Raw genomic sequence first — 24,170 nt, forward strand, 5'->3', positions numbered from 1 at the left:
AAATCTTTTCGGCGCTGCAACGGGATGCTTCATCCATGGGTGAGCATCCCTCTTTTTGTGGCAGCGCGGGCAAAAAAGAACATCGATGCAGAAATTCCTGTTGGAAAAGGCCGCAAAAAGCGCTCGGGACAGGAGCGTTTTCCTAATTTAGACGCCGGATGGCGAGCGCGGCAACAGCCGCGAAGGCAAACCGGCAGCGCCTTCACTCGACCGTAAATGTCGCCTTCGCCCGCGCGTTCGGCCAGTTTGGATCAGCGAGCCACCACTCAAGCGTATACGTCCCCGGTTCTAGGTCGCGGAACGTTTCCTGAAACGACAGCTCTTCCCCCTGTTTTAACGGCCGTTCCTCATAAATTTGCGCAAACATCTTCCCTTCGCTGAACTGCTTCATCTTTTGTCCATCGCGGTATAAAACGTAGTCATACTTTTTCGAGCTCGTAAACGTCACCGTTTGCACGCGTTCGGTTTGGTTTTTCACCGTGAAGGTAAACACGTATGCCCCGTTTTGTTTTTCATATGTCAGCGATGGCTCAAGCGTCCCGGCGATGATGCCTTTTCCGCCCGCGGGCGCCGGTTTGCCTGATGGCGCTGGGGCAAGCAAATCGTCTTTCGCTTGCGGCCGTTCGTCGGCATTGACATGCACGAGCAGTGCGCTCGCTGCCGCTACCCCTGCTAACGCCGCGGCGATGCCGATCACTTTTCCTTTGCCCATGTCGGTGCCTCCTTTTTACCTCTTTATAATATAGTCGTTTCCCATTTCGCTCTCGTTACAAACCGCAAAAAAATTGTGAAAAAACCGTTGTCCGCCTTGATATTTCTGGTATATATGCCCGATTTGTCTAATAAAATGTTACAAATTGAACAGCAATGAGAGTGGTTGAGGTGGGGATCGTTCACAACCGGCAAGCGACGCGATGAAGACGCTTCTAAGACATCCAACGAAAGCGGCGCCCATCATTGGCAAGACGAGTCTCATTTCACACTTCTCACTTCTCACATCCAACCTAGGGAGGGCGAGTGGTGTGCACGATTACATCAAAGAGCGTACGATCAAGATTGGCAAGTATATCGTGGAGACAAGGAAAACCGTTCGCGTCATTGCGAAAGAATTTGGCGTATCCAAAAGCACCGTGCATAAAGACTTGACCGAGCGGCTGCCGGAAATCAACCCGGAACTGGCCCAAGAAGTCAAACAAATTCTCGATTACCATAAATCGATCCGCCATTTGCGCGGCGGGGAAGCAACGAAGAAAAAGTATAAAAAGCAGACGGTGAAAAACAACTGACTTTTTCCTTGCCATCTGCCGTTTGCAGTATCATTCCGGGAGGCAAATATGGTAGAATAAACAATTAGGAATGATTTTAGGGCAGAGGCAAGGAGGAGCAAGTCATATGTTTTCACGAGACATCGGCATCGACCTAGGCACGGCGAACGTCCTCATTTTCGTCAAAGGCAAAGGCATCGTGCTCAATGAGCCGTCCGTCGTGGCGATCGATAAACACACGAACAAAGTGCTGGCAGTGGGCGAAGAAGCACGACGAATGGTCGGACGTACTCCTGGGAATATTGTTGCCATTCGGCCGCTCAAAGACGGCGTCATCGCGGATTTTGACATTACCGAAGCCATGCTGAAGCATTTCTTAAGCAAGCTCGACCTAAAAGGCTTTTTCGCCAAACCGCGCATTTTGATTTGTTGCCCGACGAACACAACATCCGTGGAACGGAAAGCGATCAAAGAGGCAGCGGAAAAAAGCGGCGGCAAAAAAGTGTACTTGGAGGAAGAGCCGAAAGTCGCAGCCATTGGCGCCGGAATGGACATTTTTCAGCCGTGCGGAAACATGGTCGTTGATATTGGCGGTGGCACGACTGACGTCGCGGTTCTCTCGATGGGAGACATCGTCACCGCCTCTTCCATTAAAATGGCCGGGGACAAGTTTGATATGGAGATTTTAAACTACATCAAGCGCGAATATAAGCTGCTCATTGGGGAGCGAACGGCCGAGGAAATCAAGATTAAGGTCGCAACGGTATTCCCAGGCGCACGGTCCGAAGAAATCGACGTCCGCGGCCGCGATCTCGTCACCGGACTGCCGCGCACGATCACCGTTCGATCGGAGGAGATCGAACGGGCGCTTCGCGAGCCGGTGTCGTTGATTGTACAAGCCGCCAAAAGCGTGCTCGAGCGCACCCCGCCGGAATTGTCGGCGGATATTATCGACCGCGGCGTCATTTTAACGGGTGGCGGTGCATTGCTTCATGGCATCGATTTATTGCTGTCAGAAGAGCTGAAGCTTCCGGTGTTCGTCGCGGAGAATCCGATGGACTGCGTCGCTCTTGGCACCGGGATTATGCTGGAAAACATCGATCGGGCGCCAAAATCGCAATTGATTTAAAAAGCCGTCATGCCCTTTGGCCAAGAGATGGTTCATTCTGGATCAACCTTATAGAGTCAACCTTTTGCGTCATTCAGGCGCAGACCGCTTTGGAAGGACGTTTTTCTCATGGCTTGATCAAAATGGATACAACCGCCGCCGGGACAAGCGAGGCGGGCAAAAAAGGAATGGCGGGGGATGCCGCGGCTGCCCTTGCCCGCTTATAATGAAAGATGGAATGGAAAGGAGCGGAGCGGCAGGGCAACGCGCCGCCCGCTTGACCATAGGGAACACCCCATCCGCCGCTGCCCAAAGAGCGGCCGCGGCTTTTTCTGATCGATCGGACAAGCGAGGTGCTGGTCATGTTGAGAGGGTTGTACACCGCCGCGAGCGGCATGTTGGCGCAAGAGCGGCGCGTGGATTGGTTGACGAACAATTTGGCGAACGCCGAAACGCCGGGATACAAAGCCGATGCGGCCGCGATGAGAGCGTTTCCGGAACTGTTGATGAGCCGCCTCGAGGATCAACCGATCCCGACCGCCTCAAGGCGCGCCATCCCGACGCAAACCGTCATTGGGCCGCTCGTTACGGGCGTCTATATGCAAGAACTCATCCCGAACTTCCGCCAAGGGGATGTGAAAGAAACCGGCTTGGCGACCGATATGGCCATTGTGGACGGACAAGTCCCCGTCGACCGGGCAAGCGGGCAGCGAGGCGCGCTGTTTTTTGCCGTCGAAACAGGTGAGGGCGAGGTCCGCTACACGAGAAACGGCCATTTCACCATAAGTCCGGACGGCTACTTGACGACGCAAGAGGGTTGGTATGTGCTGGATGCCAATGGAGAGCGCATTCCGCTCTCAAGCGAGCGGTTCTCGGTCCGCGATGACGGAATGATCATCGATGAGAACGGAGCGGCCGCTCGCCTCGGCGTCGCCTTCGCCGCCAATCCGCAAACATTGGTGAAGGAAGGAAACGGCCTGTTCCGCAGCACGACAGGGCCGTTGCCGCAGGCGCCCGGCAATGTGACGTATACGGTGAAACAGCGTTTTCTCGAGCGGTCGAACGTCGATGTCGAGCGGACGATGACCGACTTGCTCGCGGCTTACCGAACGTTTGAAGCAAACCAAAAAATCGTCCAAGCGTACGACCGCAGCTTGGACAAGGCCGTCAACGAAGTCGGCCGCCTGAAATGATGACGAAAGGGGGACAAGCCCGTGCTCCGCTCGATGCTCACCGCCGCCAACACGATGAACGCCTTGCAAGAGCGGCTTGATACGATCAGCCATAACATCGCCAACAGCAACACCGTCGGCTTTAAACGGCGCGAAGCGAGCTTTGCCGAGCTCTTGACCCAACAAATCGACCGCCTGCCGAACGACGAAGCGCCCCGGCAAACGCCGGCGGGCGTGCGCTATGGCAATGGGGCGCGCCTCGCTTCGACGATGCTCATCACCAAGCAAGGCGCGCTGGTGGAAACCGACCGCCGCTTGGATTTTGCCTTGACGGCCGAAAACCAATGGTTCCGCGTCCGTCTGGCCGATCAAAATGGCGCGGAAACGATCGGCTACACCCGCGCTGGCAACTTTTCGCTTGCACCGGTGAATGGCCAGCTTGCTTTGACGACAAGCGACGGCCTGTTTGTCCTTGATGAAAGAAACGCACCGATTATGCTTCCCGCCGATGCGCATGACGTGCAGATGTCCCCGACTGGGACGTTGACGGCAACCAATGCCGACGGACGCGTCGTCGCCCGCGTCAATTTGGGCGTCACTATGATTCGCCGCCCGCAGCTTCTGGAAGCCCGCGGCGGCGGCATCTATGCGCTTCCCAATGTCCCAGGCGCGGCCGAAGAACTGAACGGCAACTTGCGCGGCCAAATCAGCATCAAGCAAGGCGCGCTCGAACAAGCGAACGTCGACCTTGGCGAGGAAATGGTCGGCCTGATGGCGACAAGCCGAGCGTATCAGCTGAACGCCCGCGCCATTTCCATCTCGGAACAAATGCTCGGGCTGATTAACGGCATGCGCTCCTCATAAGGAGGATCGCGATGAGTGACGAGAGGCATCAAGAACCTATGCGCTCGCCGTCTTCCCGGATGGCGAGGCGGAAAGGCCGAGTAAGAAAGAGCCCGCCGACTCCCGCCGAACCGGAAGCCAAAGCCCTTCCGCCGGAAGGGGAGGCGGCCGCGCCGCGCCGGTTCGTCCGCACCCGGCTCATCCCGATCTGGCTTCGGCTGATCATCGTGATCGTCTTGATGGCCGCAAGCCTCGCCGCCGGCGCGGTCGTCGGCTACAGCGCCATCGGCGATGGGAAGCCGCTCGATGTATTCCGCCCGTCCACGTGGAAGCACATCATCGATATCGTCGAGAAAGGAACGGATCGCGGCTGATGAAGCCGCCAAACGAGAGAAAGGAGTTTGTCCATGCTTGACATCCAGCAAATCCAGTCCATCATCCCGCACCGCTATCCGTTTTTGCTTGTCGACCGCATTCTGGAAATCGAAGAAGGCAAGCGCGCCGTCGGCATCAAAAACGTGAGCGCCAACGAATCATTTTTCGCCGGCCACTTCCCGGAATACCCGGTCATGCCTGGCGTGTTGATCGTCGAGGCGCTCGCCCAAGTCGGCGCCGTCGTCCTCCTGCAAAGCGAGGAAAACCGCGGCCGCCTCGCCTTCTTCGCCGGCATCGACAACTGCCGTTTTAAAAAGCAAGTCAAGCCGGGCGACCAGCTCCGCTTGGAAGTCGAAATCCTCCGCGCCCGCGGCGCCATCGGCAAAGGCAAAGGCATCGCCACCGTCGACGGCGAGCTTGTCTGCGAAACGGAGTTGATGTTCGCTCTTGGCGACAAACGAGCTGACTGAACAAAACGCGTTCCTTTGGGGAGCGCGTTTTTTTTGTCGGCTGCGCTATATAGCGTGCGAATGAAAAGTTTCTTTCTGGGAAAGATAAACAAGGACCGGCCTTACATAAGGTCACCACAACCAATAGAAAGGAGCAGAGAGGATGAAGAAAAAAGCGTTGCTGATCCGGCTGTTCAGCGCCCTTGTCGCCCTCTTTTTAGCGGCTGGATGCAATATGAACCGCGACAACAACAATCCGCCGCCGCCGAACAACAATCAAAACGATGTCAACGACCAAGACGTAAACCCGGCTGATGACATCAACCAAAACGATAACGTCGACAACGACAAAGACAATGACGGCATCCCGGACAACCGCGATACCGATTTGAACGACAACCAAAACAATCAACTCCCGCCGGGAGACGACACGAACAACGGACCGGGCGACGATGAGCGCGATACGGTTCCGGACCGCGAAGACCCGATTGAAGATCCGCGGGATGCAAATGACAAAGACAATAAAGACGAATAACCGCATGGAAGCTGCCGAACAGGCAGCTTTTTTGATTGGTGGAAATTAGGAACGATTTCTGTCAGATTATAGTACACTGACGGTGCTCGGTGCTGTCAGCATGATCGTGGTGGATTTAAATCAAAACATGAAACACCAAGCCGCCATTCCGTAAATAAGAGGTGAAACCATAGGTTCGTAAAACAGGAAAGCACGATACAAAAGCGAAACGGAAGCTGATCACCGTCGACAACCCAAAATCGCCCATCGCGGAACGGTATCGGACGATCCGAACAAAGCTCACCAAGCACTTCATTGCCCAATGAAAACGCGCACCTCTTAAGGTGCGCGTCTCATTTACTTCGCCGCCGTCGCTTTCAGCTCCAGATGCTCTTTCAACTCATTCGAAATCGCCAGACGTTCGCTCTCTGGCACGATCAAGTAATAAATGCCATTGATTTTCGTCCCTTGTCCCGTAATATGCAGCTGCTTAATGTGCTTGCGGGCGTCTTTGTAATTCGCTTGAATTTCTTTCATTTCCTCAAACGTCAAGTTCGTTTTCACGTTTTTCCCGATCGCTGCGAGCACATCGCTGTAATTCGTGAGCGACGAGAAGCTGGCGCCTTTCTCAATAATCGCTTGAATGATCTGCTTTTGCCGGTCCTGGCGCCCGAAATCGCCGCGCGGGTCCTCTTTCCGCATGCGGGAGTATTTCAGCGCCTCGTCCCCGTTCAACGTAATCTCGCCTTTCGGGAAGTGCGTTCCTTCATACGTAAACGCGAACGGGTTGTTCACCGTCACGCCGCCGACCGCATCGACGATGTCGCGGAAGCTTTCCATGTTGACCTTAATGTAGTAGTCAATGGGAATATCTAAAAAGTGTTCCACCGTCGCCATCGTCATCTCCACTCCGCCAAAGGCGTACGAGTGGTTGATTTTATCTTTCGTCCCTTTTCCGATAATCTCCGTTCTCGTATCGCGCGGCACGCTCACCATGTCAATCGACTGCTTGTTCGGATTCACCGTCATCACAATCAGCGTATCCGCGCGCCCGCGATCCCCTTTGCGTTCATCAACGCCGATCAACAAAATGGAAATCGGCGTTTTCCGTTCAAACGAAACGTCTTCTTTCCGTTTCTCCGACTTCCAGTTGACGTTCTCGTGCATTTGGTTCGCCGTCTGTTTCACATGATGATAAATGGAATAGGCGAATATTGCTCCTCCTATGAGCAACACGACGCATATTCCGAGCAACCATCGAAGCCATTTTTTCTTTTTTCGGCGCTTTGTTCTCATCGACACTCTTCCTTTATAGAATTTTCGATTGTATCAACTCGATTATAGAGTGTTTGTCATAAGAAAACAACCGGAAGCAGTGAGTGGAGTCAGTCAAGACTTTGTGGAGAACATTTTTTCGGTTCACTACGGGCGTTGTCAATCACTAGTTAGCGAACCATTTTCAGGAGTTGATATCGTAAGCGCTTTCGGACTCTCATCCCTCATCTTGCGGTGATGATACGGTATCCCATTTTTTTACACCCAACCACCATCCCGGAGCGCCGACAACGCTTGATGGATCGGCGTCCCGGATGACCGTTGCAGACACGGTAGATTCTGACGCACCACATCTGCCCATAACCGTCCGGCCTTCCGTTTGGTCTGTTCGATCCGCTTGGACTTTGTTGAGGCCGAGACGGCCGACTGGGGCTCTTGCTCCTCCCACCGTCCCTTTCTCCACCCGATCCCGTCGATTCGGGCTGCCATCGCCCTCAGAAACGCCCGAAGCCCTTGGTCTTTCCAGCTGCGGCGGGATTTCACCCGATGCGCAAACCGGCTCATCACGCTCTCGGCGTGGCCCATCGGACGCATGCCGGTCGTCTCCACCCCTTGCTCCGACAGCCACTCCCGATAGTCCCGGATGCATCCCGGCATCGACTCGATCCGGCGGATCATGGCAGCCATCTGCTTCTCTTTCGCTTCGTCCTCCAACGTGCCGACCGCGCTGTTCAGCTCCACGAGAAGCCCCGTTTCGTCTTGTTTCACCAGCTTCTTCCGCACGTCCCGCCAACGCGGATGGCCCAAGAGGCATTGGCGCAGCTCCCGCGCCACATGAAATCGATCCAGCTGAAAGCAGGCCCGCTTCCCAAATACTCCCGGCAGGCCGTGATCCACGACGCCGCGTCGCCGTTGATGATCAAAAGGTCCCGGCACGGATCATAGGCATATTCCTTCATCAGCCACTCTTCAAACCGTTCCCACACGTCTCCCGCCCCTTCATGGAGGTAGTGGCGCCGGTTCACGAGCTCGAGCTGCGAACCGTTTCGTTTCCATCCCTCGTGAACCGCCAAGATTTTCTCTTCTTTCGCTCGTTTCCCTTTCCCCTGGCGGGAAATGAACAGCCCATCCGCCTCGACAAACAGCACTCGGCCGTGCCGTTGGGAAACAGGGTGGTGCAGCGAGACAGGGGCCTCCAGCACCAGTTGGCGAATCGCCTCGTGGCTCATGACCGCATACCTCACGATCGACTCGAGTGTGCGAGCTGCTTTGCGGTAGGAAGAGCACTCCACGGCCAACTCGACCGCCGTTTCCTCGAGGCAAGGGCTGATCGACTGCGCTCCATCAAAGCCCAGTTCGGCATCCAGCAAGAAGGTATACGCCCCCGCCTGCCGATCATAGTAGTCGTTCCGTCGAAACGCCACTTCTCTAAACAGCGTTTGGATCGTAGTCGGCCGTTTGTCTTTCAGCTGATACCGGCGCTTGTCCCGCGCTTCCGCCAGTTGTTGATCGATCTCCTCCAAAAGGGCCGCCAACAAGACAGCGAACACCTTTTGAAGAGTTCTGACTAATTGTTCCTCCAGCTCTTTTAATAAAAGCCATTCTGTGGCAAGATGTTTCATGGACTCTCTCCCTCCTGTTTTCGGTTGGTTTGCCAATCACCATCATAGCAGGGAGAGAGTCCTTTTTTCACGACATTTGCTTTTTTCTACCGCGCTTCGCTTGGTGGCCCCGACGAGCGTCGCGAACAAAAGTTCGCAACCCTCGTCGGGGATCATTTCGGAATGTCACCCACAAATATTTTACTCACACATGCCGCTATTTTCTGTTTTGTTTCTGCCCAACTGTCGTTAATTCAAATGGATCTTCATCGCCGCAACCGTCACTTGGTCAAGCAAGAAGACGAAGTGGTCATGGCGGTTCACCTTTTGGGGAAGCTGCTGGGCTTTTCTTCCGAACGAGCCTGGCATCGTTTTGTCACGGGAAATTTGTTCACAAACGGCTCGTTTCTTGAACGCTCCCGATACAACCGCCGCTGCCGGGCGCTTGGTTTCGCCATCAAATGGATCCGTCATGAGCTGGCGAAACGTGGCCAACACCATGCTTATGCGGTCGTCGACAGCTTGCCTCTTCCGTTGTGCCATCCCGCAAGAATGCAGCGCGTCAAGCGGTTTCGAGGGATCGCGGATATGGGGTATTGTGCTTCCAAAAAGCAATGGTACTACGGTTTCAAGCTGCATCTTCAAGTGACCAATCAAGGGCTGGCCATGGGCTATGTCGTGACGGAAGCGTCCTGCCACGACGTCAAAGCCGCTGAAACGGTGATGACTCAAATCCCTCATCCCTACAACTTTGGGGACAAAGGGTACATCAGCCACGCTATTCGAGAAAAGCTGTACGAAGAACACCAAGCCGCGTTCTGGACACCGTCTCGACACAATCAAAAGCACGGCTCATCCAAGGCATGGGAAGAATGGATCCAAAAAAAACGCAAAGTCATCGAGACGGTGTTTTCGATTCTCGTAGACCAATACCGGATCACCGACATTCGAGCGAATTCCATTGCCGGGTTTGAAGTGGCACTCGATGGCATCTTGTTGGCTTATTCCTTGGTCACACTAGGGCTGGTTGAGCGCTGACGCTCAACTAGCACCACGGGTTAACAAGAATGAGGTGAGACAATGCCCTATACTGATCATTATGAAAGGGACATCTATGGGATAATAGCTTTCTGGGTACGAAACAATTTTGATCACGGTCGATTTTTCGATAGAGAAATAAGCCATTATGAACTGGAACTAGCCCGTACGAACCAGTATATGATTCAGCGTTTGGGTTCAATATGGGAAAAAGCAAAATCAAAAAAAACGGATGTTGGAATTTTGATTGATGAAGCTAAACATGCCACACGTGAATTTCACAGTTTACTCACCTATACAATGGATAAAGCTTTACGCTGTGAAGTCATTATTTCAACACCGCAATCGCTTCTCGACCACATGATACGGGAAGCAGAAGAAACTATATCAGTCTTTAAATTAATACAAAGTGGTAAACAGGTTTCACCTGCGGACGCAACCCTGCATGAAAACCATTTTTGGTTGAGGCAGATGGCTGATCATCTTCGCTATATAAGCCACTATTTAGATCCATCAAATCATGAACTTCATGATAGAGTAAGAGAAATGACAAAAAAATTTGATAACCTTTTTCTCCAAGCAAATGCACTAACAACAATGATACGCCGTCCACGTAATGAGGTATTACCGGTTTTACACAGCTTTAACCAAATGGTTATTAAAGAAGCTAAAGCTCTCGAAGCATTTAAATTGGAATTAGACGATCTAATCAAACAATGTGCTGCTGTTACAACTTCACCGCCAGATTTATTGGAACATATTTCCAGGGAAGCGCATCACTTATGGAGAAACTTGGAGGAGCAGGTTATATTATAATGCATAGCTGAGTTTAAATTCGCATGCATAAGATAAGAAAATAAAAAATATTAGCGGAGGAAGAGGCGATTAGGCATACTTATGGCGTGTATCTAGGAGCGAGGATTTTTCTTCGATCATCAGTTTCTTCTTTGTTCATTGTAAATTAGCACATTATTTCGGAACCCCTTTTTCAAATTATTTCAGACGGATTCCGAAATAATGTGCAAAATTTTTGTGAATTATTTCGGATTTTGCAGTTTATTTCAGAACGTTTGCACATTCTTTCGGATGGCGTTTTCCAGTTCCTGATCCGGTGAATGAAACAGAAAAACAAAAAAGGGAAAAACGGGACGCCAAAGGGGCCGATTTCGGCCCCTTTCATGCTAATACCCCATTTCCTCTGCGGCCATGCGCACCACTTCTTCGTCAATGGCGTCCTTTTTCAGCTGATACCCGTATAACAGGCACGTCGTGGCCAACGTGTTGATCACCCGAGGCCATCCCCGCGACTGCAGGGCAATCGCCTCTAACGCCGATGGGGTGAAGATCGGGTGCTTCGCCCCGGCCTGTTTCATCCGATGCTTGATGTAGCCCGCCACCTCCTCCTTCTCGAGCGGCCCCATCCGGTATCGCATGATGATCCGCTGGTCGAGAGGGCGGTGCTGATTGAGCCGCAGCTTCCCCTGTAAATGGGGCAGCCCGGCCAAAATCAAGACAAATGGGTTGGTCGAATCCATCTCAAAGTTGAACAAGATCGCGATGTCCTGTAAAAATGCATCCTTCGCTAAATGCATCTCGTCCAAAATGAACACCGGCGTGATCCGTCGTTCATGATGCAATCGCTCGATCGCCTGCTGGATTTGGCGGAAGAGGTCTACCTTGCGGTACTTCGGTTCCTCTCCTAATCCCAAGGCCAAACCACGGTAAAAATCCATCACGCCTCCGGTGGATAACGGAAAGTAGACGACATGATACAATGATGGATTCAATGATTCTTTCAGCGCCCGAAGGGCGAACGTCTTGCCCGCCCCCGGCTCTCCGATCAACAGCCCGATCCCCCGGGTTCGCTTCACGTACTCCAGCGCCCGCAGCGCTTCTTGAAACGCTGCCCCTTGATACGCCTCAGACGGGTCGGTTTCTTTCGCAAACGGCTCCCGCGAGAGGGAATAAAACGTTTTATACATCCTGTTCGCCCTCCTTCGCCGAAACCGCCGCAAACGGCGACCGATGGCGCTTTACATAGGCATTGTCCTCCATACGCACCCGAATGGCTTCCGCCACCCGTTTGCCCTCTTCGTACACATAGACGCCTCGTTCGTCATAGCGGAGCTCAATCGATTGCCCAATGAACCGGGGCGGCACTTCATACAGCTGCTTGTTCAAGGTGATCGTTCCATCGGCTTTGACCTTGCGGTGCTCCCGCTTCAGAAAAATCGCGTCCAGCCAATCGATGTCTTCGATCCACACCACTCGTTCCACTTGGGACTGAAACACCTCATGCGGCGTTTTCCCATCAAGCGAGGCGTGAGGTTTTCGATGATACTCTTCTTCAAGCCACTTCCAAAAACGCTCGTTCAACTCGTCAAGCGACTTCGGCGGATTCAGCTCCAACAGCGGATAAAACCGTGTCTGTACGGTGCGGAAGAACCGTTCGATTTTCCCTTTGCTTTGCGGGTCATACGGCTGAGTGTGGATGAGCGTAATCCCCATCTCGGCGCACGCATACTGCAGCACCTCGGACCGATCAATGTTCCCGTTGTCCGAGTAAATGCGTTTCGGCTTCCCGCAACGAAGCACCGCTTCCTTTGTGACGATCCGCAGCCCGTCAAATTTCTCCGAGGGGAAACTATACATACGGCACCAACCGCGAGCAGTCATCGATATACGCGATCAAAAACGTTTTCTGGGCTTTCCCATGGACGCGAATCGTGGGTCCATGGGATAAGTCCCCTTGCCATAACTCATTGATCTGGTCATACGCAAAGCGTTTTCGCTCTGGCATCGGCAAGATTTCTTTCCCCACCAGGTTGTGTTTTTTCAACAGTCGGTATATAGTAAAGTATGAGAGGGTGGTGGGAATGTCCCCCTGCTTGGTGAGTTGTTCGTAGAATAGGGTCACGGGCATGGTGGGATGTTCCTTCCTCAATGCTAGAATATGATCCTCATCATCGGGGGACAGACGTCTGGAGCGGCCGCGGTCCGAACGGCGCTTCGGCTTCAAGGCGTCGAAGCCCCCTTTTTTGTATCGGGCGCACCAATCCAGAATCGTCTTCGCCGCAATGGGTTTGTCCCCTTGATGAGGAATCGAATGCACTCGCCCGCCCACCTCATTCAAATACGCCTTGGGCTCCACCTGGCCATTCACCAACGGAGCGATCAGCCCGTACCGAAACAGCGCGATGTCGTGTCTCATCGATTCATCCATCCGGATCTCCTCCCTGTCTCCCTGTGATGTTGGACCGTCCCGGTCCCTCTGCCTCCTATCTTACGAAACGGCTCGAGATTCGTCGAGAGGAAGGGTTTGTGGGAACATCAACCATCTCCATTTTTGGTGTTAAGTAGAAAATCAGGAAGCAATTTGATCCGCAAACAGATGCCACCTCTCGTTTGTCCACAGGTCTTGGATGATCGAGCCCACCCCCCGTCCCTCCAAAGTCTGCATCCACCAAACCGCCCGTTCTGTTCTTGCGTTCCCCACAGGGCCGATGATCCCCCACCTTCTCGCCGCCGCGTGATGCAAGCGGGAAAGATTCCGTCAAAATCGTCGGACATAAAACAAGATGACCTCCTTGGTGGGAAAACCAACCTGTTTGGTCTTCGCTCCTCGCCTTGGCGTTTCGAACCATGCTTTGACCGCTTGCCAGATGACCGGCCGTGTATATTTGAACATACGGGAGGAGGAAAGAAGGCAGCACACTCACGGTTTTGCGGCACTCTCGCGAGCGTATCGTGCGATCCAAAGGCGATACTCCCCCTCTGCCGTCAACGCATAGCGTTGGTAGTATCCGTGACGATGCAAGGGGCGGCGGGATGGACAGTGGGGGCATTGTCTCACGTCGGGAAAATCGTTCCCTTTCCCACGATCCGTATACGTTTGAATGTCAATGCCAAAGTCGTGAAACTGGATCACACTTCCTCCCCCCTGAAACGAAAGGAAATCTTCGTCCGAAACAATTCACAAAAAAATTAGCACATTCCTTCAGAAAAGGGGAGAGGGCTTTCTGAAAGAATGTGCAAAAAAATGGGTGTTTTGTGCTGAAATAAAATGATAATTTACACTGTAAAGCAAACGGTATTAGGGTATGATGCTTGTTACTTGCTGAATGTGGGAGTTAAACGGTGATCCGTGTTTTCTATATTAAGCTTTTGTTGAAATGCTATTTATTTTGGAAGAAGAAGGTTTAGTGGATATATATATAACGATAAAAGCTAGAATCGTTAAAATGGTTACTGATAAAGTAGTTTTTAGTCCTACGACATCCCATTGATTAACTAGAAGGAGAAAAGCGGGAATAGTCGCTGTAATCCATGCTTGAATAAACGCGACCCAACCAGTAAAGACAGCGATGTTCTTTTTTTGTGCAAGTAGTAAGTAAAATAAAGTCCAAAGGAAGGACCACATAAGCCAAATAATACCGAATTTTATATCTTGCAGTTTAGTAAAGTTCACATAACTATATCCTAAAGCTAGAATTGCTACCCATAGAGAGTACCATCCCAAACCTGAAGAGTCTAAGTTTTTTAGATTAGAAATTCCTACATATAGATAAGTTAAACCAAAAAGAAATATACCTGAAGCGTTAAAGATCATCCATGGATCCCCTTTAGATGTAAATATGAGATAAAACGGTGTAATCACTTGCATCGCTCCAATAAATAAGTTGAACACTCCAGCGCTTTTTTCATCGACTTTCCCCAATAACATTAAGCTATTGATAAATAATACAGCGCCAACATACATTAGGCCGACTTTATCCATGTTCCTTCCCCTCTCAACAGTGAATAATTATGGCCTTTCTTGTGTTGATTCAAAGAGGATTAGATTGCCGTCCATTATTTTTGCAATAAATTGGATTGGATGGCCTTGATGTAATCGTTTACTAATTTTTGCGGCTAAGGGAACTTCTATATATTTTCGAATAGCGCGTTTTAAAAATCTCGCGCCATATCGCTGATCAAAACCTTTCTTAATCAAGAATTTACGAGCAGATTCGTCGAGCTGAAGTGTGCAGTTATATTTTTTTATTCTTCGGTTAATAGCCTGAATTTGGAGATCAAGAATATGTTCTAGCGCATCTTGTTTTAACCAATGAAAGACAAAAATATCATCGAATCTGTTGATGAACTCGGGACTAAATCGTTTTTCTAACTGAGAAAGAACAATAGAGCGGAGAAAATCTTGTTCTGTTTTCCCCCAATTAGAAGGACGTAAGAACCAAAGAAATTTACGTAATTTATACTTTAGACTTTTGCTAGCATAACTAATGATTTCTTTTGCGCCAATATTGCTTGTCATAAAGATCATGGCATTACGGAAATTAATAACTTTCTCTCCCGATGTCATTACTAATATACCGTTATCCATTACATTAAGCAGGGAATAAATAACTTGATCATCTGCTTTTTCCAGTTCGTCAAAAAGAACAATCCCAGGTTTACTGTAGGATCCTTCAATTTTTTCCTTTTGGAATAAGGAGTTTCCCTCTTTACTCCCTACGTACCCTGGAGGAGCACCTGTTAACGCCGCAGCATAGTGTTCCTGGGTTAGTGTATTCATGTCAATTCGACAATAAGCTTCCGCATTTCCGTAGATAGCTTCACTAAGCACTCGAACTATTTCTGTTTTTCCCACACCTGTTGGCCCTAGAAATAATGCGACATACAAAGGGCGGTTCTCTTCTGTGATATCAGTCCAAACAATATTTAACATTTCCTCTATACCATCTAAAACTTCATCTTGTCCCCAAATTTTTGATCGTATATGATGAATCACTTCATTTACTTCAAAGCGAAATCGTGTAACTAAGGGAGAAGAGGAATTGAAAGTTTCTGAAAGATTAGCTGATGATGAATTTTGGTGGCGATTCTCATTTAAATCCTTTAATTTCGATGTTATAAATGTCATCGCATCATCCCCTAATTGTATCGATAAAGGAGGTCAGGTCCAAGAACCTGCCCCCCTTCTCTTTCTTATTCCTAGATCATTTTCCAGCTACTTTTTCTATTCCTTCGTGAGGGATTCCTTCTATCGGACACTCAGCAGTTCCTACTGTGGAACGTGTGATCTTTTCTACGTTTTCACGGGCCTTTTCTGCATCAAGCACCCATGTACGGTAGAAGTCAAATGGACACTCTGCTACGCCGCGACCGTCTTCTCCTGATTTAATTAAACCGGTATATCCACGGTGAAGTAGTTTAAATAAGTGATTTTGTGATTGCGAGTTTTTGCGGAAATCGCGGATTTGCGATATAGAGAGTTCCGCGTATTGAACTCCGTTTTCTTCTGTGCCGCATTCCCCTAATGTACGACCATCAAAACCAATAATAGCTGAATGACCAAAATAAGAATAAACACCGTCGAATCCAGACGCATTAGCAACAGCAACATACGTATTATTCGCCCAGGCCATTGCTTTCGCCATGATGATTTGTTGTTCTTTTGCCGGATACATATATCCTTGGCATCTAACAATAAGTTCTGCGCCTTTCATAGCACAATCACGCCATATTTCTGGATAGTTTCCGTCGTCACAGACAATTAAACTTATTTTGATTCCTTTTGGTCCTTCTACTACATAAGTAGTGTCTCCAGGATACCATGGTTCAATTGGGCACCAAGGAATAATTTTACGGTATTTCTGTACAATCTCTCCTTTATTATTCATTAAAATCAAGGTGTTATAAGGAGCTTTATTTGGATGATCTTCATGTCTTTCACCTGTTAAAGAAAATACCCCCCAAGTGTTGGCAGCACGACATGCTTCGGCAAATATAGCAGTTTCTTCACCAGGAATGGAAGAGGCAGTATCATACATTTCTTGTTCATCGTACATGATTCCATGAGTGCTGTACTCTGGAAAAACGATTAAGTCCATACCAGGGAGTCCCTTTTTGATTCCTACAATCATGTCTGCTATTTTGCGACAGTTGTCCAATACCTCCTCCTTGGTGTGAAGACGCGGCATTTTGTAGTTGACCACTGCAACACCCACTGTGTCATGGCTGCTCGAGATATCCCCATGTCTCATTTTTCATTACTCCTTTCCTTGATTTGATCGTATAGATGGAAACGAAGATCATATGCTTTGTTTCCATCCATCTGCCCTATATTTCTTGCAAGAAGTGTGCCAAGTTTAGATGTTGTTAACATATCTTATATTTAAATAAGTGGGATAGGGAGGTTTTCAATTTTGCGACAGTAGTTTTTTGATTAAATAATTGAAATATTAGTAATTTTATAGTAAAATCAGAAACGATAGAGGATGTTCAATTTTTATACATTGTTGCAAAATGATACAAAGGGGGGATTATATGAATATTTGTAAAGGGGGGATTATATGAATATTTGTATAGGTCTTTTATTTTCATTAACAGGCATCACTTCCTTAACGGAAATTGGCCAATATCAAGCAGCTGCGTATGCCCTCGAGAAATTCCAAAAAGATTACAGCAAATCAAATATTTCATTTACATATGAAGTAAGAGACATTCGTTCCGATCCAATTGAAAGCTATAGGCAAGCATTGGATATGGCGCGTTCAGGGATAAAAGTTTTTGTAGGATGCTATACATCCGCATGTCGCAAAGCTATTTTACCTGTTCTTGAGCAATACGATTGTTTTTTAATATATCCGGCGCTTTATGAAGGACAGGAGATTCATCCAAATGTTTTCTATGTTGGAGAAATTCCCAATCAACAAATAGCTTCACTGCTTAAATTTACGGTTGAACAATTTGGAAAAAAAGTTTATTTAATTGGAAACGATTATGTTTACCCTAGATATACCAATCAACAAGTTAGAGAGATGCTGTATGAGTTGGATGGAACAGTGATTGGGGAAAAATATGTTCCATTAGGGCACAAAGAGTTTTCGACTTATTTTGAAGAGATTAAGCATTCTTCTCCTAATGCGATATTGTCTACGCTTGTTGGAGAAAGTATATTGCCTTTTTATAAAACTTATTATGAATTAGGATTAAATCCTGAGGAAATGCCTATTATTAGCCCAATTACAACAGAGCTGGAAATACGAGCAATGGGGCCTAAATATGTTGCTGGTCATTATAGTTGTTTTAGTTATTTCCAATCATTGGATATACCTGAAAACCATTTATTTGTAAAAGGTATGAAAGCAAAGTATGGATTGGACACAGTTATTTCCTCAGTTATGTGCAATACTTATATTGGGATTCAGATAGTATTAGACGCAATATGTCATTTACAATCCACAGACAGAAAGAAAATCGTAAAATATTTATATCAAAAAGAGTTTTCATCACCGAGTGGAAAAATTAAAATAGAATCTAATCATCATTTGTCAAGAGAAGTGAGAATTGGAAAAGCAAAGGAAAATGGACAGTTTGAAATTGTTTGGAGCTCGGGACAACAAATTTCTGCAAGGCCACTTTTAACAAATACGCTTCTAGATTCTATGGATGAAGAAGAGATATGGAAAGTTTTAGTCGAAGAAATTGGTAAAGAGGTATCTGATGGGATTATCGTCGTTGACCAAAATAATAAAATTTTATACATGAATCCTTACGCTTATTCTGTAACTAGAGCCAAACAAGGGGACGTTCTCGATGATGCACATTTATCGGATATAGGCTATGAAGTAACGAAAAGAGAAGTGAAGAAATCTTATCATGTTTTTTTGATTTTTATCAAGAAAACATCCGTACAATCTCCTTCGTGTGGAATACCGTCTAAAAATAAGTATCAATTTGGAAATATCGTAACTTACAATCAGGCTTTTCAAAAAGAGCTTCATATTGCTTCAATCGCCTCACAATTTGACACAAATGTATTAATATTAGGGGAAACTGGTACTGGTAAAGAAGTTTTGGCACGGACTATTCATGAGCAAAGCCATCGCCGTAATGGGCCGTTTATTGCTTTGAATGCCGGTGCTATTCCAAGAGAGTTGATTGCTAGTGAGTTATTTGGATATGTGGAAGGAGCATTTACAGGTTCAAAAAAAGGCGGAAGCATTGGAAAGTTTGAAGCTGCCAATGGAGGCACACTGTTTCTTGATGAAATTGGAGAAATGCCATTAGAATTGCAAGTAAGCCTTCTTCGAGTGTTAGAAGAGCGAAAAATTGTTCGTATCGGTGACTATAAAGAACGTCCTGTTAATGTCAGGGTCATCGCTGCAACAAACCGCAATCTTAAAGAGGAAATTGCTTACCAGGGCTCTTTCCGTTCCGACTTATATTATCGGTTGAATGTGTTTACCATTCATGTCCCTCCACTTCGACACCGAATAGAAGATATTCCTGATTTATCGATGCAATTCTTACATCAGTTTCATCAGTATTACGGAAAAGGACCTCTAGAGTTATGTGATTCCGCGTTGCAAATGCTTCAGTCCTATCATTGGCCAGGTAACATACGCGAATTGAAAAACGTGATGGAAAGGGCGTTTCTTTTAGCCATTAATGAGCCGAAAATCCTTCCTTTACACTTACCTGAAGATTTTCAAAATTTCAGTACAATAAAACAATCTCACTTAGCTGGTAATCTAAAGTATATGGAAAAACAAATGATCGAGCAAGTTCTTCAAGAAACAAAAAATATTACAGAAGCAGCTAAAATTCTTGGTGTAACTAGAAGCACATTATACCGAAAAATGAATAAATGGAATATCCGAAAAAAACATTTTAAAAGCAGTAGTAGTTGATTTCGTACCAACTGTTTCGGGTTTGGTGCCTGTCACCACCCGAAATTTGTCGAAATATTGGTGATTGAAAGATAAAGGGGAGGGTATTACAATGATGGATAAGAACTAATGTTCTGTGATTGGGAGGGATGGATGAGTGACGGTGAAGATTTTAAGCATTGGGTAAGAGGATGAGGTCATTACTGGCATTGTGATTATGGACTACAAGAAGCGGGATATTGAGCGTATAAAGAAGTTTATACCGGTGAATATTAATTTTCATATGATTAACGAACAAATCCATTAGTTTTGGCCGATTTTGCCTCTGGCATGGACTCAACTATATCATCCTTCGCTACTTTAATGCGGCTGGGGCGCACGAGTCGGGGGAAATTGGCGAAGACCATAACCCGGAAACGCATTTAATTCCGATTGTCTTGCAGCATTTGTTAGGCCAGCGCGACAAAATTTCCGTTTTCGGTACGGGCTATGATACTCCTCAATCATGGTCGCTTTTTTTGATTTTTGCAGGTGATATGCGATGGAAACGAAACGGCTCGCAGCTTGAGCTTTTGAACCGCCGTTGCTGCCTCCATGAAGGGATGGGGGATGTGTGGGAAGGATTCGAAGGGTGGCTGATGAAGGAATATGCCTATGACCCGTGCCGGGACTTGTTGATCATCAACGGCGACGCAGCGCCATGGATCATGGCTTGCCGAGAGTATTTTGGGAAGCGAGCCTGCTTTCAGCTGGATCGATTTCATGTGGCGCGGGAGTTGCGCCAATGCCTCTCGGGCCATCCGCGTTGGCGGGAGGTGCGGAAGAAGCTGGCGAAACAAGACGAAGAAGGACTTTTGGTTGAACGGAACAGTGCCGTCGGTACGTTGGGGGACGAAGGCAAAGAACAACAGCTGGCCGCCTTGATTCGCCGGATCGAGTCGATGCCGGGATGCATCCGGGACTACCGGGAGTGGCTGTCGGCGCAAGGGGTGAAGACGACCAGCATGCGTCCAATGGGCCACGCCGAGAGCGTGATGAGCCGGTTCGCGCATCGGGTGAAATCCCGCCGCAGCTGGAAAGACCAAGGGCTTCGGGCGTTTCTGAAGGCGATGGTGGCTCGAATCGATGGAATATGTTGGAGAAAGGGGCGGTTGGAGGAGGAAGAGCCCCGGAGGGCAGCCTCGGCCTCGACGAAGTCCAAGCGGGTTGAACAGGCCAAACGGAAGGCAGGACGGTTGTGGGCAGATGTGGTGCGTCAGAATCTACCGTGTCTGCAACGGTCATCCGGGACGCCGATCCATCAAGCGTTGTCGGCGCTCCGGGATGGTGGTTGGGTGTAAAAAAATGGAATGCCGTATCATCACCTCAAGATGAGGGATGAGAGTCCGAAAGCGCTTACGATATAAATTCCTAAAAATGGTCTACCAAAACTGGTTATTGACAACACCCGTAGTGGACCAAAAAAATCCCCCGCAAAGTCTTGACTGGCTCAAACAGCAATTTGCTAAATCAGGCTGCCATTTTTTATGATATTATCTAAAAAAGCAGGTGAAGGAGTGTAGAATGAGAGAAGAAGAGTTCCGAAAATTCTTAATGAACGGCGGCAATATAAAAAGCAAAGTGAAAGCAGTTAATTCAAGATTGGCAAAGGCTTTAAGGGTCGAACGAGAGCTGAATGTCAATTTAGACGACATTGTGAAAAATGATGAAGCCATGTACCATTTGTTGCTGCAAATTCAAGAAAAGCTTAATGATAGGTTATACCATAAATCAAAATGCGGTGCGAAAATATTATTTATTTGTGAACGGAAAGGAGTTTCCAAAATTAAGGTGATATTAACAAGATACAAGTCACAGTTTGCGAGGCCCTTACATAAAGTGACGGAGGGGAGAAGGACACTGTTTGAGTAAAGTGGCTTCACCCGTGGACGGAGAAAGTGGAACGTCATGAGGGTGGAAAGCGCCGTTCGTATTTGGTGTTAACGGGTGAAGCTCGCCAGCAATTGGCAAGTGGCCAGTAGTGGTATGACGTGTGGGATGCGTGTTCGCTTTTACGGCAAATGAAAGGGGCTGTTTCGCTCTTGTTTGCTTTGGGCGCTGAGATCAGTTACGGGGGAAAAGAGCCGCACGGTTGCGGCTCTTTGGCGCTATTGGATCGGCGGCTGATCGTTGTCCATTTCCTTCGCTAGGTCGGCGACTTCGGCGACGGTCAGTCCGGTTCGTTTGGCGATCTCGTGAATGGGAAGAACATCAAGCAAATTTTTGGCGATTTCGATGGCCTTCCGTTTTTCCGTTTGCTTGATCGCCTGCTCCTTTTCTTGCATGACTCTTTGCACTGCTTGTTCTTTTTCTTGTATCGCTCTTTGCACTGCTTGTTCTTTTTCTTGTATCGCTCTTTGCACTGCTTGTTCTTTTTCCTGCATCACTTTCTTCAACATTTCTTCTCTTTCTTGTTCAAGTTCTTCGACTAACAGGCGAAACACTTTGTTCATTTTGATCCACTCCTTTACTTTTTCGGCGTATGACCGGTCGATGAATTTGTCTGTGGCGGTCAGAACGCCAGCGATGATGTGCAGCTGTTTCGGTTCGTCGCCGATCGCTTTCGCCAGCTCGATCGTTTTTTCGATCATCGTTTGCCGGTCGAAGCGGGTGTGCATGAGCGGCACGAGGATGAGTTTCATCGTTTCTTCCGGAGTGAGCGGTTCGCCGTTGTGGACTTTTTCTTCAATGGCATGGAAAATCGCATCGCCGTTGAATTCGCCAAGCAACACCGCTTTGGATGAAAGAAACACATCGCCGGCGTCAAGCTGTTCGCGGGCGCTCGTGACATCGCTTGTGTAGATCACAACGATGCGAATCGGGCGTATTCGTTTTTCCTGTTGATAGTATGTGTGAAGGATGCGGCAGGCATAATCAAGATACTTTAAATGGTTGTCGAGAAATCGTTCATTGCTTTCGTACTCGAGAAGCAAAATGGAATCGTCTTCGAGAAGAAACACGGTGTCGGCGCGCCGTTCATCCGCCCGTACAGACGGAAATTCGTTTGGAAGCAGTGCTTTGATCCGTGGGAGTCCGTGAAGTCCGTATACATCGAGGGCTTGGTTTTGGTACAATGCGCTCAGCGACTTGAACAAAATGTCTTTGGCGTGATGCGAGATCCCGCCTGGCATCGTCTTCACTCCATTCGCTTTTGACCTAATTATACTACTTGCCCGATCGATTGTCAGCTGCCATCGTGAGCGGAAACACGGTGTTCGTTCGGTGGGAGTGAATGACATCTTCTTGAAAAATAAAACGGGTTGTGACTCAGAACAGACGGATGAATGACGCTGTTTTGCCCTCACGGCCGGATAAACACTTCCGTTCCGTTCGGAACGATGGAGGCGAGTTCGAGCACGTCTTTGTTGTGCATGCGGATGCAGCCTTTGGATACGTATTTGCCGATCGAGGACGGGTCGTTCGTGCCGTGGATGCCGTAATGGACTTTGGATAAGCTGAGCCACATGGCGCCGAACGGACCGCCCGGGTTCGGCTGGCGGTTGACGATGACAAAATCGCCGACAGGCGTGGCGGTGACCATTTTGCCGACGCCGATCGGATACGTGCGGATCGTTCGTCCCCGGTGTTTTAACGTCAGCTGGCGGCGGCTGATCGAGATGTGGATCGTGTAGGGAATCGATCCTTTCGGCGGAAGGTGGGGGATGACGATCTCCTGCCCGGGAAAGATGACGGACGCGGCGGTCAAACCATTGGCGCGAAGGAGCGCCTCAACAGATGTGCGGTAGTCGCGGGCGATGGAGGCGATCGTTTCCCCGCGTTTGACGATATGTTTGTACATGGCATTTCGCTCCTTTTTTTCGCTGGATGGAGAAAACAGCTCCGATTGATGATACATTAGTGTATGAGAAGATTCGAATAAGGTTGCTCAAATGGGAAGAGAGTCTCATGCGCATGGCATGCGGCCGCCAATGCCGTATGAACGCGCTGTGCGTTAGTCTATACTTGATAGGGAGCGTTGCCTAACGGGTGTTTCTTGTCAAAACGTGTAGGTGAAAAAGGAGGATGGCGCGAATGAGAACGTTTGTCCTAAAACCGGAAGGACAGAAGGTTGATTATGAGCTGTATGCCGAGCTCTCCCCTGTCCCGCTTGAGATCATTGACGGCGATCTCTTTTTTACGAAAGAGGAGCGGGAAAACTTGCTTAAGCTGTTGATATACAATGTCGGCATTAATCGGACGCTTGAGATCATCGAGGAATGGAAGGAGCGGTGAAAGCGGCGCCCGGTCGATATCGGGGCCGCATCGATGTTGGGGGTTACGGGCGGTAAGGGAACAAAATGTTCTTTTCCCCTTTTTCTTTGGCGACGAAGACGTCTTGATGGATTTCGAACACGCCAAAAGCGCTATGGAACGTCTGAATGACGCGGACGCGATACACGTCGTGAAGCGGTTTGTTCTCATCAGACATCGACCATGACGACAGTTTTTCCACCTCATCGATGCGGTAGTCGAACGTCTCGACGCCGAAGTCTTGCATAAAGACGTGGGCGCGGCGCTGGATGTAGACGTCTTTTGGGAATTTCTTTTTCATAAGCGGGTGAAACAGCTCCCAAGAGCTGCCAAAATCCCCTGCCTGCTCGTAGCGGTAAAACGTGTCAACGATTTCCTTTGCCTCGTTCCGTTCGTTCGAAAGAAACAGAGACAAGATCGCCACCAACACGGCGACGGCAGTGAGAACCGCCACCCCAGTCCTGGCTCGGATCGTCTTTTGGCGGTAGCGTGGGAACATGGGGTCTCCTCTCCTCTCTGTTATACCATATGCACGATGGGCGGCGGATATGGGCAGGGAAAGG

At 48.8% G+C, this 24,170-nt stretch carries 21 protein-coding genes and 5 pseudogenes; 14 read left to right on the top strand and 12 right to left on the bottom strand.

The genetic code is table 11. The annotated features are described in order from the left end of the window. Positions 1-202: 202 nt before the first annotated feature. Positions 203-712 carry a BsuPI-related putative proteinase inhibitor gene (locus CWI35_RS11420; RefSeq protein WP_011232802.1) on the bottom strand — a complete coding sequence of 170 codons (510 nt, stop codon included), beginning with the start codon at positions 710-712 and terminating at the stop codon, positions 203-205. 310 nt (positions 713-1,022) lie between these two features. Here CWI35_RS11420 and spoIIID point away from each other — a divergent pair, with 310 nt between their 5' ends. From spoIIID to CWI35_RS11455, 7 genes are all read left to right on the top strand, one after another. Next, entirely contained in the window at positions 1,023-1,286 is a 264-nt protein-coding gene (spoIIID, locus tag CWI35_RS11425) for a sporulation transcriptional regulator SpoIIID (RefSeq protein WP_011232801.1), read from the top strand. Between the two features lie 106 nt (positions 1,287-1,392). Further along, positions 1,393-2,394: a rod shape-determining protein gene (locus CWI35_RS11430; protein ID WP_011232800.1), complete on the top strand. Its 1,002-nt coding sequence runs from the start codon at positions 1,393-1,395 to the stop codon at positions 2,392-2,394. Positions 2,395-2,735: 341 nt separating this feature from the next. Next, positions 2,736-3,566: a flagellar hook-basal body protein gene (locus CWI35_RS11435; RefSeq protein WP_119877748.1), complete on the top strand. Its 831-nt coding sequence runs from the start codon at positions 2,736-2,738 to the stop codon at positions 3,564-3,566. 21 nt (positions 3,567-3,587) lie between these two features. After that, positions 3,588-4,409, top strand: a complete 822-nt coding sequence (locus tag CWI35_RS11440) for a flagellar hook-basal body protein (protein WP_119877749.1) — start codon at positions 3,588-3,590, stop codon at positions 4,407-4,409. A gap of 11 nt (positions 4,410-4,420) precedes the next feature. Continuing rightward, on the top strand, positions 4,421-4,762 hold the full coding sequence (locus CWI35_RS11445; RefSeq protein ID WP_011232797.1) for a DNA-directed RNA polymerase subunit beta: 342 nt from the start codon (positions 4,421-4,423) through the stop codon (positions 4,760-4,762). 33 nt (positions 4,763-4,795) lie between these two features. Further along, the gene (gene fabZ / locus CWI35_RS11450) at positions 4,796-5,233 is read left to right on the top strand and encodes a 3-hydroxyacyl-ACP dehydratase FabZ (protein WP_011232796.1); all 438 of its coding nucleotides are present in this window, start codon (positions 4,796-4,798) and stop codon (positions 5,231-5,233) included. A 142-nt stretch (positions 5,234-5,375) separates the two neighbouring features. Further along, positions 5,376-5,747 carry a hypothetical protein gene (locus CWI35_RS11455; RefSeq protein WP_020278517.1) on the top strand — a complete coding sequence of 124 codons (372 nt, stop codon included), beginning with the start codon at positions 5,376-5,378 and terminating at the stop codon, positions 5,745-5,747. A gap of 336 nt (positions 5,748-6,083) precedes the next feature. Here the strand turns inward: CWI35_RS11455 and CWI35_RS11460 are convergent, their stop codons facing one another. Together CWI35_RS11460 and CWI35_RS11465 are read right to left on the bottom strand one after the other, a co-directional pair. After that, the gene (locus CWI35_RS11460) at positions 6,084-7,022 is read right to left on the bottom strand and encodes a polyisoprenyl-teichoic acid--peptidoglycan teichoic acid transferase TagU (RefSeq protein ID WP_020278519.1); all 939 of its coding nucleotides are present in this window, start codon (positions 7,020-7,022) and stop codon (positions 6,084-6,086) included. A 237-nt stretch (positions 7,023-7,259) separates the two neighbouring features. Then, positions 7,260-8,623 (bottom strand): annotated as a pseudogene (locus CWI35_RS11465) (ISLre2 family transposase). 162 nt (positions 8,624-8,785) lie between these two features. On the opposite strand from CWI35_RS11465, the gene CWI35_RS11470 reads away from it, so the two are divergent. Continuing rightward, positions 8,786-9,640, top strand: coding sequence for an IS982 family transposase (locus tag CWI35_RS11470; RefSeq protein WP_119877750.1), 855 nt, complete (start codon positions 8,786-8,788; stop codon positions 9,638-9,640). 42 nt (positions 9,641-9,682) lie between these two features. Then, complete coding sequence (locus CWI35_RS11475; protein WP_119877751.1) at positions 9,683-10,456, top strand: DUF2935 domain-containing protein; 774 nt, start codon at positions 9,683-9,685, stop codon at positions 10,454-10,456. A gap of 365 nt (positions 10,457-10,821) precedes the next feature. On the opposite strand, the gene CWI35_RS11485 is transcribed toward CWI35_RS11475, so the two are convergent. From CWI35_RS11485 to CWI35_RS11510, 6 genes and pseudogenes are all read right to left on the bottom strand, one after another. After that, complete coding sequence (locus CWI35_RS11485) at positions 10,822-11,622, bottom strand: ExeA family protein (protein WP_119877753.1); 801 nt, start codon at positions 11,620-11,622, stop codon at positions 10,822-10,824. Continuing rightward, a pseudogene (locus tag CWI35_RS11490) lies at positions 11,615-12,863 on the bottom strand (IS481 family transposase). Before CWI35_RS11490 ends, CWI35_RS11485 begins: the two are co-directional and overlap by 8 nt. Positions 12,864-13,004: 141 nt before the next feature. Continuing rightward, a pseudogene (locus CWI35_RS11495) lies at positions 13,005-13,568 on the bottom strand (DUF6431 domain-containing protein). A gap of 228 nt (positions 13,569-13,796) precedes the next feature. After that, positions 13,797-14,417 carry an AmiS/UreI family transporter gene (locus tag CWI35_RS11500; RefSeq protein ID WP_119877754.1) on the bottom strand — a complete coding sequence of 207 codons (621 nt, stop codon included), beginning with the start codon at positions 14,415-14,417 and terminating at the stop codon, positions 13,797-13,799. Between the two features lie 27 nt (positions 14,418-14,444). Continuing rightward, entirely contained in the window at positions 14,445-15,563 is a 1,119-nt protein-coding gene (locus CWI35_RS11505) for an AAA family ATPase (protein WP_119877755.1), read from the bottom strand. A gap of 76 nt (positions 15,564-15,639) precedes the next feature. Beyond that, on the bottom strand, positions 15,640-16,686 hold the full coding sequence (locus CWI35_RS11510; protein ID WP_081188968.1) for an aliphatic amidase: 1,047 nt from the start codon (positions 16,684-16,686) through the stop codon (positions 15,640-15,642). A 309-nt stretch (positions 16,687-16,995) separates the two neighbouring features. On the opposite strand from CWI35_RS11510, the gene CWI35_RS11515 reads away from it, so the two are divergent. From CWI35_RS11515 to CWI35_RS11535, 4 genes and pseudogenes are all read left to right on the top strand, one after another. Further along, entirely contained in the window at positions 16,996-19,338 is a 2,343-nt protein-coding gene (locus tag CWI35_RS11515) for a transporter substrate-binding protein (RefSeq protein ID WP_119877756.1), read from the top strand. A 285-nt stretch (positions 19,339-19,623) separates the two neighbouring features. Continuing rightward, positions 19,624-19,817: pseudogene (locus CWI35_RS18595) on the top strand (NAD-dependent epimerase/dehydratase family protein); the annotation flags it as partial. A gap of 42 nt (positions 19,818-19,859) precedes the next feature. Then, positions 19,860-20,657 (top strand): annotated as a pseudogene (locus tag CWI35_RS11530) (UPF0236 family transposase-like protein); the annotation flags it as partial. Between the two features lie 223 nt (positions 20,658-20,880). Further along, positions 20,881-21,228 carry a hypothetical protein gene (locus CWI35_RS11535; protein ID WP_235045615.1) on the top strand — a complete coding sequence of 116 codons (348 nt, stop codon included), beginning with the start codon at positions 20,881-20,883 and terminating at the stop codon, positions 21,226-21,228. Positions 21,229-21,464: 236 nt separating this feature from the next. Here CWI35_RS11535 and CWI35_RS11540 read toward each other — a convergent pair whose 3' ends face one another. Together CWI35_RS11540 and CWI35_RS11545 are read right to left on the bottom strand one after the other, a co-directional pair. Beyond that, positions 21,465-22,487 carry an RpnC/YadD family protein gene (locus CWI35_RS11540; protein WP_033012643.1) on the bottom strand — a complete coding sequence of 341 codons (1,023 nt, stop codon included), beginning with the start codon at positions 22,485-22,487 and terminating at the stop codon, positions 21,465-21,467. A gap of 170 nt (positions 22,488-22,657) precedes the next feature. Continuing rightward, the gene (locus CWI35_RS11545; RefSeq protein ID WP_062899018.1) at positions 22,658-23,155 is read right to left on the bottom strand and encodes a L,D-transpeptidase family protein; all 498 of its coding nucleotides are present in this window, start codon (positions 23,153-23,155) and stop codon (positions 22,658-22,660) included. Positions 23,156-23,388: 233 nt separating this feature from the next. Between CWI35_RS11545 and CWI35_RS11550 the strand changes: the two genes are divergently transcribed. Continuing rightward, the gene (locus CWI35_RS11550) at positions 23,389-23,589 is read left to right on the top strand and encodes a hypothetical protein (RefSeq protein ID WP_011232749.1); all 201 of its coding nucleotides are present in this window, start codon (positions 23,389-23,391) and stop codon (positions 23,587-23,589) included. Positions 23,590-23,632: 43 nt separating this feature from the next. On the opposite strand, the gene CWI35_RS11555 is transcribed toward CWI35_RS11550, so the two are convergent. Continuing rightward, positions 23,633-24,106: a hypothetical protein gene (locus tag CWI35_RS11555; protein ID WP_011232748.1), complete on the bottom strand. Its 474-nt coding sequence runs from the start codon at positions 24,104-24,106 to the stop codon at positions 23,633-23,635. Positions 24,107-24,170 lie beyond the last annotated feature (64 nt).

This window comes from [Bacillus] caldolyticus, assembly GCF_003595605.1.
Taxonomy (GTDB): Bacteria; Bacillota; Bacilli; order Bacillales; family Anoxybacillaceae; genus Geobacillus; species Geobacillus thermoleovorans.